The sequence below is a fragment of the Methylomonas rhizoryzae genome, from assembly GCF_008632455.1.
GTDB lineage: Bacteria > Pseudomonadota > Gammaproteobacteria > Methylococcales > Methylomonadaceae > Methylomonas > Methylomonas rhizoryzae.
The window spans coordinates 4,344,491-4,359,501 of sequence record NZ_CP043929.1 but is presented as its reverse complement, the minus strand read 5'-3'; the positions used below and the strand labels follow the sequence as shown (position 1 = coordinate 4,359,501).

Genomic DNA, 15,011 nt, shown 5'->3' with positions numbered 1-15,011 from the left:
CAAAAACATATGTTGTCGAGTGTCGTCGGGCGAAGGGGCGTCAAGTACTTTTTGGGTTGCATGAAATTTGGCCGCAAAAACCGTCGATCCTGCCGGGGGGGCGGAGGCTGAATATCAATAGTTGATTGAAGGAAAGTGGTGTAAAGAGGGTAGGGCTGATTCGGAGTGAGCCGGTACATGGCTTTCTGTCGGAAAGATGGATGTCTGATATAGGGGGTATGGCTTATTCTTCGCCGATGTGGTGAATCGGAAAAATCTTACCTAGAAACGATGAATATTGTCTTGACAAGGATCAGTGAGATGGTAGACTGCGTGGCACTTTTAGGGATGGAAGTGGGTCGTAAACTTTACGATTCGATAGATGGAAATGTATAAAAAGAGCTTTCGGAATTTTCCGGAAATTTTTAAATCTTTTAGGAGGTAGAAATGGCTGCTACAACTGAATCAGTTAAGGCTGATGCTGCGGAAGCACCGCTTTTGAACAAAAGAAACCTAATTCTAGGTATTCTTCTTTATCAAGTGTTTTACACCTGGGTGCGTTGGTATGAAGGCGTTTATGGCTGGTCCGCTGGTCTTGACTCATTCGCGCCTGAGTTTGAAACATACTGGATGAACTTCTTATATACCGAGATCGTTCTGGAAGTACTGTTTTTCGCAGGTATCAATGGCTATATCTGGAAAACTCGTGATCGTAAAGTGATGTCAATCACTCCACGTGAAGAACTGCGCCGTCATTTCACACACTGGATTTGGTTGGTGTGCTACGGCTGGGCAATCTACTGGGGTGCTTCTTACTTCACCGAGCAAGATGGTACTTGGCACCAAACAATCGTTCGTGATACCGACTTCACTCCAAGTCATATCATCGAATTCTATCTGTCATACCCAATCTACATCATCACTGGTACTGCTTCTTTCATGTATGCAAAAACCAGGCTGCCAACCTATCATGAAGGTTTGCACTTGATGTACTTGGTTGCAGTTATCGGACCTTTCATGATTCTGCCAAACGTTGGTTTGAATGAGTGGGGTCACACCTTCTGGTTTATGGAAGAGTTGTTTGTTGCTCCATTGCACTACGGTTTCGTATTCTTTGGTTGGGCTGCTCTGGCTATAATGGGTGTTGTGAACACTGAAGTAATGGCAATTGCGAAATTGCTGAAAAAAGACTTGGCTTAATTTAGTTAAGTTGTAAAAGTAAAATACTATCTCCTTTCTTGTCCTGCTTTTATAGGCAGGACGAGATAAGGTAAGAAAAGTAATAAAAAATAATTTTAATTCTTTAGGAGGTAAGCTAATGAGCGCATCTCAATCAGCTGTACGTTCACGTGCGGAAGCGGTGCAAGTTTCCCGTGCGTTTGACTGGATGATTCTCTTTACACTGTTTACAGCAGTTTTGGGCGGTTATCACATTCACTACATGTTGACCGGTGGTGACTGGGATTTCTGGACCGACTGGAAAGATAGACGTCTATGGGTTACTGTAGCACCTATCGTTTCCATTACATTCCCTGCGGCTGTTCAAGCTTGCTTGTGGTGGAGATACCGTTTACCAGTTGGTGCAACCTTGTCTGTGGTTGCTCTGATGGTTGGTGAGTGGATTAACCGCTACTTCAATTTCTGGGGCTGGACATATTTCCCAGTAAACATCTGCTTCCCATCAAACTTGTTGCCAGGTGCAATCGTTCTGGACGTCATTCTGATGCTGGGCAGCAGCATGACTTTGACAGCGGTAGTTGGTGGTTTGGCTTACGGTCTGTTGTTCTATCCAGGTAACTGGCCGGTTATCGCTCCTCTGCACGTGCCTGTAGAGTACAACGGCATGATGATGACTTTGGCGGACTTGCAAGGTTATCACTATGTACGTACTGGTACTCCTGAGTACATCCGTATGGTAGAGAAAGGTACTTTAAGAACTTTCGGTAAAGACGTTGCGCCTGTATCAGCGTTCTTCTCTGGATTCGTTTCTATCATCATTTACTTCTTGTGGCACTTCTTCGGTCGTTGGTTTTCTAAAACCGACTTTATCGCCGACGACGCTTCTTAATTCGAAGATTTTGTTGATAAACGACTGGCATGTTTGGTTTGTTGCCAGAAGATCTTAAAATTACAAGGTTCTCTAGTAATAGAGGAGGAAATATGAAAATAATTAAAGACAAAGTTGCAAAACTGTCCTTTGTCGCCCTGCTGATCTCATTGACAGCAGCGATGTTCTACGCGCCAGCAGCTTCTGCTCACGGTGAAAAATCACAGGCTGCGTTCATGCGTATGCGTACTATCCACTGGTTTGACTTGAACTGGTCAAAAGAAGAAGTGGCTGTGAACGAAACCATGACTATTTCTGGTAAGTTCCTGGTTTTTGCAGGATGGCCGGAAACTGTTGATAAACCGGAAGTATCCTTCTTGAACGTAGGTATCCCAGGCCCTGTATTTATCCGTGCAGGTTCTTGGATTGGTGGTCAGTTGGTTCCTCGTTCAGTTTCATTGGAATTGGGCGAAGTTTATGAGTTCAAAGTACTGTTGAAAGCACGTCGTCCAGGTGACTGGCACGTTCACTCTATGATGAACGTTGAGGGCGGTGGTCCTATCATCGGGCCAGGAAAATGGGTAACCATTACCGGTTCAATGAGCCAATTCGTTAACCCAGTAACTACTTTGACCGGTCAAACCATTGATCTGGAAAAATACGCGCTGGATAACGTTTACTTCTGGCACGCAGTATGGTTTGGCATTGCGTTCGCTTGGTTGCTGTTCTGGATCAAACGCCCAATGTTCGTTCCACGTCACATTGCTGTAAGCACTGGCAAAGCAGACACTCTGATCAGCTCTGGCGATAAAAAAGTCGGTATGTTGTTCGGTGTTGGTACCATGGTTATCGTTGCTGCGTCAATGGGTGCTACCAACGAAAAGTATCCTGTGACCACTCCACTGCAAGCTGGTTTGTTGCGTGGCATGAAAACTTACCAAATGCCTGAGTCAACTGTTTCAGTTAAAGTTGACGACGCGACTTATCGCGTACCTGGTCGTGCAATGCAAATGACTTTAACCGTTACCAATAACGGTGATTCAGCAGTACGTTTGGGTGAGTTCAACACTGCAGGTGTTCGCTTCTTGGATCCTGCTGTTCACGAAGACGATACCAACTATCCAGATGACTTGTTGGCTGAAGAAGGTTTGACCGTTAGCGATAACAGTCCGCTTGCTCCAGGCGAAACCCGCACCGTTGAAGTTACTGCTTCTGACGCTGCTTGGGAAGTATATCGTCTGGCTGACTTGATCTACGACCCAGATAGCCGTTTCGCTGGTTTGTTGTTCTTCTGGGATGAAAACGGAACACGTCAAATGGTAACTGTTGACGCTCCGCTGATTCCAACTTTCATCTAATAAATGAAGGTGTTCTAATAGTCAATTAGGACAGAATAAGCCTCCGCTACCATCTAGGTAGCGGGGGCTTTTTTTTGTTGTAGACCAAATAAATGAATATTGTATTTAACCGGATGGATTACAAAATCATGCAAAAAATAGTTGTCGTTGCTGTGTTATTGGGGTTATTAGGATGCCAAGAGAAAAGCGAATATGAAGCCGCAGTGATGGAGCAGCTAAAAAAAGATCAAGATGTAATGGATTATAAAGTTGATATAAATGAGATGGCTAAATGTGTCGTCATGGAAACGAGTAGTAAAATGCCCGGTTTTACACCGTTGGATCCACGCAAAAAAGAAGCATATGAAAGCTATATTAGAATGATGAAGTTAGCCGAATCAACAGACCCTGTGGGTGAAATAAAAGAGCTTGCGGTTGCGTTCGGATCTGCAAAATCGTTAGCAGAGGCGCGAGCAAATTATGCGCAAAGTGTTGTTGAATGTTTAAATGGAATCGTAACTGCAGGGGAAGAGTCCCTTTCCGAGCAAAAACAGGCAAAATGATGCGATAAGGTTTTTTAAAATTACTACTAGAGCTTAACTAAAATACAAGATAGATAAGTGTGCCTGCTTATTCCGAAAATCGCATTTGCACGGCAAAGAATCGAAAAATTTATAAAAAGTTTTACTTGTCTCGCTATACGCAAGTTTTGCTTAGGTCAGGTGAACAAAGGCTTGGCGAGTACTCGCATGTTGACTTGTGTATTAAAGGTACGTACTAAATTTGAGTATTTCACTGCCCTGCTCAAAACATAAGAATAAAAACGAAATCTGATAAAGCGATGATTGTTGGAGGTTGATAAAGGGAGGCTTTCGATCTTGATTGTTTCAAAAACAAATGGTGCTCCAATATTAAGATATGTAACTGATTGGTTTGCGTCTTCAGTGTGCGGAATGTGCGGGTTACAATTCTGAATGAGATTCGGATATTTCTAAGTAAATCGTATTGGGTAGGGCTACTTGATTGTTTTAAAGGGTAGGTATTATTTCTAGGTTCGATTTTTGTATTATTTATATTTGTATTAAAAAGCAATAATTGAAAGCTGTTTAGCCATTGTCGAGCTTTAAGATATATAAGGAAAATAATGCTAATGCTTTGAATATATGTGGCTTGATGATTAGTTGAGTGTGTGAATTTAATAAAAATTCTGAATTCTTATTTATATTATATAAGTATTAAAAAATTATGGATAAAATTTATTCGCCTCATGCAATAGAACAACGTTGGTATCAAGTATGGGAAGAAGCAGGATACTTTGCTGCGAACCGCAATGGGAGTTCTTATTGCATCATGATTCCACCACCGAATGTGACCGGTAGCTTGCACATGGGGCATGCGTTTCAGGACACAATAATGGATGCGTTGAGTCGATACCATAGAATGAAAGGTTGCAATACTCTATGGCAACCCGGAACAGATCATGCCGGAATAGCAACGCAAATGGTCGTGGAGAGATTGATAAACGCAGAAGGGAAGACGCGTCATGAGTTTGGTAGGGATAAATTCGTAGATAAAATCTGGGAGTGGAAAAAGCAATCCGGCGGAATGATTACTCGCCAACTAAGGCGAATGGGGTCTTCGCTCGATTGGGCAAAAGAGCGGTTCACGATGGACGAAGGAATGTCCGATGCCGTCAGAGAAGTATTTATTCAATTGTACGAAGAGGGTCTTATATATCGCGGTAAACGCCTAGTAAATTGGGATCCTGTATTACATACGGCAGTTTCGGATTTGGAAGTTCTGTCGGCAGAAGAAAATGGCTCAATGTGGCATCTTCGTTATCCATTATCCAACGGCTCCAGATACTTGGTGGTGGCGACAACACGGCCGGAAACGATGTTGGGCGATTCTGCCGTTGCTGTGCATCCAGGTGATGAGCGCTATAAACATTTAATTGGCGAGTTGGTAGAATTACCGCTGACCGGAAGACTTATTCCTATTATTGCAGATGAATACGTCGATCCTGAGTTTGGTTCGGGCTGCGTCAAAATTACTCCTGCACATGATTTCAACGATTACGAAGTGTGGGGGCGTCATAAGCAAACACTGGCAATATCTGAACAACCTTATGGCGGATTGATTAATGTTTTTACGCCCGATGCGACCATACGCGATAACGACGAATACCAGATTATTCCATCAGGCTACATCGGGTTAGATCGCTTTGAAGCTAGGAAGCAAATCGTTGCCGATTTGTCGGCACAGAATTTATTGGAAAAAATAGTTGATCATAAGCTTATGGTGCCACGCGGGGATAGGACGGGAGCTGTTATTGAGCCGTACTTAACTAATCAATGGTACGTCAAAATTGCACCGTTAGCAGGGCCCGCTATAGAAGCAGTAGAGTCCGGCCGAATAAAATTCGTACCGGATAACTGGAAAAATACCTATTTCGAATGGATGCGCAATATCCAAGACTGGTGTATTTCCCGGCAAATTTGGTGGGGTCATCGTGTCCCTGCTTGGTATGATGGAAAAGGCAATATCTATGTAGGTCGAAGCGAATCGGAAATTAGAGAAAGGCATAATTTGAGTCACGATTATCCGCTACAGCAGGATGGTGATGTATTGGATACTTGGTTTTCCTCGGCGCTTTGGCCCTTCTCGACACTGGGATGGCCGAACAAAACTCCCGAGTTGGCTGAGCATTATCCGACAAGTGTGTTGGTGACCGGGTTCGATATCATATTTTTTTGGGTGGCAAGGATGATCATGATGGGCCTAAAGTTTATGGGTGATGTGCCTTTTCGTGAGGTATATATTCATGGTCTGGTTCGAGACGCGGAAGGCCAGAAAATGTCTAAGTCAAAGGGCAACGTGCTTGATCCTATAGACATCATTGACGGAATCGATATTGAAACGCTAGTAAAAAAACGTACCACTGGCTTGATGCAGCCTAGAGATGCGCCAAAAATAGAAATAGCCACACGGAAACAATTTCCCAATGGCATTCCATCCTACGGAACAGACGCTTTGCGATTTACGTTTGCTTCATTGGCTTCAACCGGACGAGATATAAGATTCGATTTACAACGAACGGAAGGCTACCGTAATTTCTGCAATAAGCTATGGAATGCGGCGCGTTATGTATTAATGAATACGGCAGGAGAAGAAAACGCAGCTAATAATGTCGATTGTAGATACAGCCAAGCCGACCGTTGGATATTATCGAGATTAAATCGCACAATCGGCGTAACAAGAGATGCAATCGATCAGTACCGGTTTGATTTGGCGGCGCAAGCAATTTATGAGTTTACTTGGAATGAATACTGCGACTGGTATCTGGAGCTGGCTAAAATAACATTGCAGGCTGAAGACGAATTGTTGCGTAGAGGAACTAGGCAAACGCTAGTGAGTGTATTCGAATGTTTACTTCGTCTGACTCACCCTATCATGCCTTTCATAACTGAGGAAATTTGGCAAAGGATAGCTCCGCTAGCAGGAATCAAAGCACCTACCATAATGTTACAACCCTACCCGGAAGCCGATAATTACTTGCTGGACAACGAGGCGGAAATCCACATTTCTTGGGTCATGGATTTTTTGTTGGCGGTACGTCGAATTCGCGGGGAGATGAATATCGCTCCAGGAAAGCCGCTCGATATACTATTGGAGAACGTCACTGAAAAAGATCACGAGCTGTTGCTAGCGAATTCAGATTATTTACTGAAATTAGGACGATTAGCTAACATCACGATTTTAGAATTAAATGAGAATGCGCCGGAAGCGGCAATTGCATTAATTGGTGAATTACGGGTATTGATACCAATTGCCGGATTGATCGATAAGTCTGCTGAATTGGCAAGGCTGGAAAAAGAAATTCAACGGATTGAAAAAGAGCTTCCCAGAATAGAAGGAAAATTAGCTAATACATCGTTCGTAGAAAAGGCACCTGTTGAGGTAATTGTTAAAGAGCGAGAAAAGCTCGCAACGTTGAAACTGTCTCATGCCGGCTTGTTAGAGCAAGTCATCAAAATTCGAAGTTTATAATGAAGCGGCATGACTCTTTATCCACGCTCCCGCAGAGCCTAGAGGAATGGGTCTATACATTACAAGTTGAAAAAATGCCGATTTTTTCCCATACCGCAGGACAAATTTATTCGGCATTAGACGACAACAATAAAGGGGCTATGGAGTTGGCTTCTATAATTTTGCAGGATCCAAATCTAACTGCTAAGTTGCTAAAAATAAGCAATAGCCCTTATTACAACCCCTCGAGACAAAAGATAGGCACTGTGTCTCGAGCGATTGTCATTATGGGTATGCAATTGATCAGGGAGCTGACGCTGGCATGTTCTTTTTTTGAGTCAATATTATCATCGGCTAATAAGGAATGTGCAAATCGAGAAATCGCAAAGGCAATTCATTCCGCTGTGCAGGCTAGAGAGTTAGCCGTATCAATGGGAGATAAATCGCCCGAGGAAGTGTTTGTCGCTGCTTTGTTGATGAATGTTGGAAAAGTCGCTTTTTGGTGCTCGAATAGTCCTGCTGCTGCGAAAATTCAAGAGTTACTTAAGGTCGGTGTTAATTCTTTGGATGCTGAGAAAAGAGTTTTGGGATTCACTCTGGAGGAATTGGGCGGTAAATTAAATCAATCATGGCGACTTGGTGGATTAATAGAGGCGGCTATGACGAACAAAGATACTAACGATATTAGAGTTAAATTGGTAAGGCTAAGTGAAAAGCTTTGCGGGGCTTTAGAAATCGGGGAAGAGTCTAAAGAATTAATGGATTGTGTGCAAGAATTGGCTGGTCTATCGGATTTGTCCAAAGAGCAAGTTAAAGCTAAAGTTAGTTTGAGTACTTTAAAAGCAGTTGAAATTGCTCAGCAATTTGGAGCTCATGATGCTTCGAAATATATTAGTAAAGAATCAATAGCTGTAACGGAAATCGAGCCTAAAATATCGGAAACACAGTTTGATTATAAGAATCTGCAATTACAGATATTACAAGAAATCGCGTTGCACGTTAGTGGGGCAATCGATATAAATATATTACTAGAAATGGTATTGGAGGGTGTTCATAGAGGCGTTAACATGGATAGGACGCTGTTTATGATATTAAATAAAAATAGGACCTCAGTAATAGAGAAAATATCGTTAGGATGGAGCAAGCTTAGCGGTTCTAACAAGATTCAGTTTACAAACGAGGAGTCTGGTCGAAACATCCTTTTTCATGGATTAGAAAGTAAAAACGGTTTTTGGGCCAAACCGCAAGAACACCCATCGCTTTATACGGCACAAATTGTAAAGCATATGGGTAAACATGAGTGCTTTGTATTTCCGGTGCAAATCGAAATGAAACCAATCGGATTGATTTATTGTGATAGAGGTGTGCACCATCGGCCATTGACGATAGAAGACTTCTCGATCGTTAATCACTTCGTAAAACAAGTGCAAATTGGTTTGACACTATACCGAATCCGACATTGATGCTATATGAACGAACAGGAAATTTCCACGCTGGATATTTATTTAGTCGAGCCTTCGCATACCCAAGCTCTCATTATCAAACAACATTTACGAAGTTGTGGAATTGAGTCGGTAACAGATATAAGCACTGGAAGTGAATTATTGGCACAATTGAAGCATGGTAGACCTGATTTAATTATTAGTAGTATGTATTTGCCCGATATGACGGGCGTGGATTTAGTCCACGCTATAAGAAAGGACAGCGAGTCTTACGATATGGCTTATTTGCTGATTTCGAGCGAAACAAACATTAAGTATCTTGAACCGATAAGACAGGCTGGTGCGATTGCTATATTACCTAAACCCTTTACTCAGGGAGAGTTGGAAACGGCCTTATATGCTACAGTGGAATATCTACATCCTCAAAAGCTATATATACAACACTTTGATATAGAAGATTTGCAGGTATTATTAGTGGATGACAGCGAGTTTTCACTTAAATACATTCGCAAGGTATTGAGCAATATTGGAATAGAACGTGTAATGACTGCTTCCAATGGCAAACAAGGTCTGCAACTTTACCGAGAATATTATTTCGATTTGATAGTTACCGATTACCATATGCCTGAAATGGACGGTGTGCAGATGGTTCAGGCTATGCGGAAGGATTTTGAACGAGCCATGGTACCTATTATGATGGTAACGAGTGAGCAAAATCAAAATCGATTAGCGGCAATCGAAAAAGCAGGTGTATCGGCGATCTTGGACAAGCCCTTTGAGCCGGGTTCGGTAAAGCGCTTAATTATGCAGTTGTTGGGGTAGTTGATTGTTATGTGATAGCGACGGTGCTCAGTGAGACCTGTAGACAAAATCCTTGAATCATCTATAGTTACGCCACAACTAGAAGAAATTACTTAAATATGGTGACGGCTCCTCCTAACATCCATTTTAGTGGCTTAGCAAAATGTTTAGTCCAACAAGGCTTGCTAACCGAAGACGCTGCAGCTGTAGCCGCACAAGAGGCCCAAAAACAAAAACAACCACTGGTAACCTATCTGGTTGCCAACAAGCAAGTCGATAGTCGAACTATCGCCAAATTAGCGTCTAGCGAATTTGGGGTGCCACTGCTGGATCTGGACGCAGTTGACCTCACGTCGATTCCGGTCAAATTAGTCAGCGAAAAACTAATTCGTCAACATCATGCGTTACCTCTATTCAAACGCGGTAACCGTTTGTTTATTGCAACTGCAGATCCTACAAATTTCCAGGCTCTGGATGAAATCAAGTTTCATACGCGGTTAAATACCGAAAATATTCTCGTCGAAGAAGATAAGTTAGTCCGTTGTATCGATGCTGCTTTGGAAGCGGTTGATACGACAATGGGGAATTTACTTGACGAAGATTTAGATAATATCGATATTTCCGGCGGCGATGAAAAGCCGGCGGAAGACGTATCGTCTTCCGACATCGACGAGGCGCCGATCGTTCGTTTCGTCAATAAAATTCTATTGGATTCGATAAAAAAAGGGGTTTCCGACATCCACTTAGAGCCGTTCGAAAAGCGATTCAGGATCCGATTTCGCGCGGACGGTATCCTTGCTGAAATCGCAAGCCCACCAATCGGGATCGCTAACCGAATTATTTCCCGCATCAAAGTCATGTCGAAAATGGATATTGCAGAACGCCGTGTGCCGCAGGACGGGCGGATCAAAATGCAATTATCGAAGACGCGAGCCATTGATTTTCGGGTAAATACCTGTCCGACTTTGTTTGGCGAAAAGGTTGTATTGAGGATCCTCGATCCTACCAGTGCGCAAATCGGGATAGAAAAATTGGGCTTTGAACCCGCGCAACAAAAATATTTTTTAGACGCCATACATAAGCCATATGGAATGGTTTTGGTTACAGGGCCCACCGGTAGTGGTAAGACGGTTTCCTTGTATACGGGGCTAAACTTGCTGAATAGCGTCGAACGAAATATTTCCACTGCAGAAGATCCGGTCGAAATTACAGTGGAGGGTATTAATCAGGTAAACGTCAATCCCAAGGCAGGACTAACTTTTGCCGAAGCGCTAAAAGCATTTTTACGTCAAGACCCGGACGTTATAATGGTGGGCGAAATTAGGGATATAGAGACTGCAAGTATTGCGGTAAAAGCCGCGCAAACGGGACACTTAGTGTTGTCCACTCTGCACACCAACGATGCTCCGCAGACAATCAACCGCTTGGTGCAAATGGGCATAGAGCCGTTCAATATCGTATCCGCCGTCAATTTAATTATGGCACAACGTTTAGCGAGAAGGTTGTGCGAACATTGCAAAAAGGAAGCCGATTTTCCTGCAAATGTTTGGTTAGCGGCTGGTTTTAACGAGGAGGAGATCGGTACATTCAAATTATACGAGCCGGTCGGTTGCGAACATTGTAACAACGGGTATAAAGGTAGGGTGGGGATTTACCAAGTGTTGCCCATCAGTGAAAAAATGCGGGCGTTAATTCTTCGCGGCGGAAATTCGATGGAGATGGCTGAATTGGCAAAATCCGAAGGTATCAACGATTTACGGGCTTCCGGTTTGTTGAAAGTGCGGCAAGGTATTACCTCGCTGGAAGAAGTCGACCGCGTAACCAAGGACTAAATCATGGCAAAAGAAAGCGATCAAATTGATTTTCTTTGGGAGGGCTTGGATAAACAAGGCAAAAAGACCGGGGGGCTTTTTAGCGCTAAAAGTGAAGCGGTTGCACGGACGGAGTTAAGAAAGTCCGGGGTTAGGGTCATTAAAATCAAGCCCAAGCCAAAGCCGTTGTTCGGGCCCAAAAAACAGAAAATAACCAGTGCTGATATTGCGGTTTTTGCCCGGCAATTAGCCACTATGTTGGAAGCTGGAGTGCCCTTGGTGCAATCTTTCGACATTATCGGCAAAGGTCACGATAACGCGAGTATGTCTGAAATGTTGTTGTCCATTAAGGCCGATATTGAAGGTGGCGATACCTTAGCGCAGGCACTGGCTAAAAAGAATCTATATTTCGACGATTTGTTTTGCAATCTGGTGAACGCAGGCGAGCAAGCCGGTGTGTTGGAATCGTTATTGGATAAGATTGCAACCTACAAAGAAAAAACCGAGTCCATTCGTAAAAAAGTAAAAAAGGCTTTAACTTATCCGATAGCCGTCTTGGTGGTTGCGTGCATTGTGACTGCGGTGCTTTTAATTTTTGTGGTACCGGTTTTCGAAGATTTGTTTAAAGGGTTTGGCGCCGACTTGCCCGCTTTTACGCAATTCGTCATTGAATTGTCCCGATGGATACAAGAATGGTGGTGGGCTATTGTCGGTGTGATAGGAGCTTCCGGTTACACCTTTAGTTTTTTTAAAAAACGCTCTCGGCCTTTTAATCACTTTTTGGATAGAACGTTGTTGAAAATACCCGTGGTGGGAATGATTTTGGAAAAATCCGCTATTGCGCGGTTTGCCAGGACGCTATCGACCATGTCCGCCGCAGGTGTTCCTCTGGTAGAAGCGTTGGTTTCCGTTGCAGGAGCGTGCGGTAACATTTTGTTCTACGACGGCGTGATGAAAATGCGCGATGACGTGGCAACCGGTCAGCAATTGCAATTCTCTATGATTCAGACGGGGTTATTTCCTAATATGGTGATCCAAATGGTAGCCATTGGCGAAGAGTCCGGTTCCATCGATAGTATGTTGGATAAAGTTGCCGATTTCTACGAAGAGGAGGTGGATAATTTGGTCGATAATCTCAGCAGTTTGATGGAACCTATCATTATGTCGGTGCTCGGGGTTTTAGTCGGGGGGCTTATCGTGGCGATGTATTTGCCTATTTTCAAATTGGGGGCGGCGGTTGGTTAGGCCGTGTTCGCATAATCTGCCGCAAAGCAAAATTCCAATTATTTCAAGGCCGGTTCTTTACAAAATTCGAGTATGTTAGTCGAAACCTTGCAGCAATCCATGCTAATGCTGGTGAGCCTGACATTCGTGTTGGGCTTAATGATTGGTAGCTTTTTGAATGTCGTAGTTTATCGGCTCCCGCTGATGATGCAAAAGGCTTGGCGCAGAGATTGTCTGGAGTATTTGGAGTTACCGCCGGAACAGGATGCCGAGGCTTTCAACTTGATTTGGCCTGGCTCGCGTTGTCCAAGTTGCCGAGCCGAAATCAAACCGCATCAAAATATTCCTATCTTGAGTTATCTTTTGCTTCGCGGTAAATGCGCCAATTGCTCCGCACACATTACTTGGCGTTATCCATTATTAGAGGCTTTTACCGCGATTTCGTCCGCTATGGTTGCCCTTCATTTTGGATACGGAATAGCGCTGGCATTTGCTTTATTGCTGACCTGGAGTCTAATCGCGTTAAGTGTTATCGACATAGATCACCAATTACTACCGGATTCCATCACCCTGCCACTGCTCTGGTTAGGCTTATTGCTAAGTTTGTTTTCCCTTTATGCCGACAGTCACAGCGCCATTATCGGAGCGATAGCCGGTTATCTAAGCCTTTGGAGTATTTACTGGCTATTCAAATTGCTTACCGGGAAAGAAGGTATGGGGTATGGCGACTTTAAGTTGTTGGCGTTGTTGGGAGCTTGGTTAGGTTGGCAATTTTTGCCGTTGATCATTGTGCTTGCATCGTTCGTTGGCGCGCTTATCGGCGTTGTTTCGATAGTGTTGAAACGACAGGATATTAGCCGACCCATCCCATTTGGCCCTTATCTGGCGGGGGCCGGCTGGTTGGCGCTAATTTACGGTAGGGAAATCAACCAATTCTACCTAGGTATTACAGGTTTATAGAATGTTACGGGTCGGTTTAACCGGCGGTATCGGCAGCGGCAAGAGTTATGTTTGCCGCTTATTTGCGCAATTGGGCGCAACGGTTATTGATGCTGATCTGGTAGCTAGGGAGTTAGTGAAACCGGGGCGGCCATTGCTGAATAGCCTAGTTCAACTGTTTGGAGAAGGCATTATTTTGCCGAACGGCGAGTTAGACAGGCTGCAGTTGAGAAACATCGTTTTTTCCGACCACTCGCGTCGTAAAGCGCTGGATGCTATCATGCACCCCGCAATTTACCAGCAGATTGAATCGGAGCTAGGGAGTTTTCAGTGCGGATATTACATCATCGCTCTCCCTTTATTATTGGAAACGCGTCATTTGGCTTCCATCGATCGCATTTTAGTTGTGGATTGTTCCGAGGAGTTGCAAGTATTACGCGTAGTGAAACGCGATAATGTCGAGCCGGAGCAGGTGCGCGCAATTATGGCTGTACAAACCAGCCGGCAGCTCCGGCTTCAAGCTGCGGATGACGTAATAGAAAATTCAGGTGACGAAAGCTTGCTTGCCGACCGCGTGAAAAAATTGCATCAATTTTACCTTGCATTAGCCAACTTAAGGACTACGCCGGCTTGAATACACAAACGATCTACGAATTTCCGTTGAACGAGAGAGTTCGGGTGTTTATGCGTTTGGAACAATTGTTTCAACAACTCAACCACTTTATGGCGGGTGGTTCGGTATTCGATAAAAGGGCTGCTATCGATTCTTTGCTGGATATTCTGACGATTTTCGGCCGTAGTGATTTGAAATCGGAATTAATCAAGGAATTGGAGCGCCATTCCAAAGTGCTTGGGCATTTAAGTCAGAGCGAGGAAGTTGATCGCCACAAGTTGCAAACCATACTGGACCAGCTGAGCCAGGCGAGCCGCAAACTATATAATGCCAGCGGTAAAATCGGCATTAGCGTTTTAGAAAGCGGATTGTTTCAAAGTATTTCCCAACGTAGCGCAATCCCGGGTGGGACCTATTCGTTTGACTTGCCCGCTTTTCATTATTGGCTGGAACAAGATGCGGTACAGCAGCAGAAGGATTTAGAAACCTGGACTCAGCCGTTTGTTGATATTCAATTGGCTATCGATTTGATTTTGGGATTCATCCGGCAAAGTTGCGTTCCGCGGCAAGAGCTTGCACACGCAGGATTTTTTCAACTAGCGTTGGATAAAAATCATCCGGTTCAATTGCTTAGGGTGGGTGTGCCTAAAGCGGCGGGTTGTTTTGCCGAAATCAGTGGCGGTAAGCACAGGTTTAGTATTCGGTTTTTGCTTCCGTCTACCGATGAGAATCGTCCGGTACAAACTCAAGAGGACGTGGTATTCAATTTGGCGCGCTGTGCCGTGTGAA

General features: G+C 43.9%; 12 protein-coding genes. All 12 read left to right on the top strand.

Going from position 1 to position 15,011, the window contains the following annotated elements; translation table 11 throughout:
* Positions 1-426 precede the first annotated feature (426 nt).
* The gene (amoC, locus tag F1E05_RS19325; protein ID WP_150051393.1) at positions 427-1,179 is read left to right on the top strand and encodes a bacterial ammonia monooxygenase, subunit AmoC; all 753 of its coding nucleotides are present in this window, start codon (positions 427-429) and stop codon (positions 1,177-1,179) included.
* Between the two features lie 118 nt (positions 1,180-1,297).
* Positions 1,298-2,047 (top strand): bacterial ammonia monooxygenase, subunit AmoA, encoded by a 750-nt coding sequence (amoA, locus tag F1E05_RS19320; RefSeq protein WP_150051391.1) that lies wholly within the window; start codon positions 1,298-1,300, stop codon positions 2,045-2,047.
* Positions 2,048-2,139: 92 nt separating this feature from the next.
* Entirely contained in the window at positions 2,140-3,384 is a 1,245-nt protein-coding gene (gene amoB, locus F1E05_RS19315) for a bacterial ammonia monooxygenase, subunit AmoB (protein ID WP_150051389.1), read from the top strand.
* Positions 3,385-3,476: 92 nt separating this feature from the next.
* Positions 3,477-3,926: a hypothetical protein gene (locus tag F1E05_RS19310; protein WP_232056715.1), complete on the top strand. Its 450-nt coding sequence runs from the start codon at positions 3,477-3,479 to the stop codon at positions 3,924-3,926.
* 682 nt (positions 3,927-4,608) lie between these two features.
* Positions 4,609-7,413 carry a valine--tRNA ligase gene (locus F1E05_RS19305; RefSeq protein WP_150051387.1) on the top strand — a complete coding sequence of 935 codons (2,805 nt, stop codon included), beginning with the start codon at positions 4,609-4,611 and terminating at the stop codon, positions 7,411-7,413.
* Positions 7,413-8,855: an HDOD domain-containing protein gene (locus F1E05_RS19300; protein ID WP_150051385.1), complete on the top strand. Its 1,443-nt coding sequence runs from the start codon at positions 7,413-7,415 to the stop codon at positions 8,853-8,855. The genes F1E05_RS19305 and F1E05_RS19300 overlap by 1 nt, the downstream gene beginning before the upstream one ends.
* A 6-nt stretch (positions 8,856-8,861) precedes the next feature.
* Entirely contained in the window at positions 8,862-9,656 is a 795-nt protein-coding gene (locus F1E05_RS19295; RefSeq protein ID WP_150051383.1) for a response regulator, read from the top strand.
* A 98-nt stretch (positions 9,657-9,754) separates the two neighbouring features.
* Positions 9,755-11,467, top strand: coding sequence for a type IV-A pilus assembly ATPase PilB (pilB, locus tag F1E05_RS19290; RefSeq protein ID WP_150051381.1), 1,713 nt, complete (start codon positions 9,755-9,757; stop codon positions 11,465-11,467).
* A 3-nt stretch (positions 11,468-11,470) separates the two neighbouring features.
* Positions 11,471-12,691 carry a type II secretion system F family protein gene (locus tag F1E05_RS19285; RefSeq protein WP_150051379.1) on the top strand — a complete coding sequence of 407 codons (1,221 nt, stop codon included), beginning with the start codon at positions 11,471-11,473 and terminating at the stop codon, positions 12,689-12,691.
* 72 nt (positions 12,692-12,763) lie between these two features.
* A complete protein-coding gene (locus F1E05_RS19280) occupies positions 12,764-13,630 on the top strand; it encodes a prepilin peptidase (protein ID WP_150051377.1) in 867 nt (288 codons plus the stop codon).
* Position 13,631: 1 nt separating this feature from the next.
* A complete protein-coding gene (gene coaE / locus F1E05_RS19275) occupies positions 13,632-14,243 on the top strand; it encodes a dephospho-CoA kinase (RefSeq protein ID WP_150051375.1) in 612 nt (203 codons plus the stop codon).
* Positions 14,240-15,010, top strand: a complete 771-nt coding sequence (zapD, locus tag F1E05_RS19270; RefSeq protein WP_150051373.1) for a cell division protein ZapD — start codon at positions 14,240-14,242, stop codon at positions 15,008-15,010. Before coaE ends, zapD begins: the two co-directional genes overlap by 4 nt.
* Position 15,011: the final 1 nt, after the last annotated feature.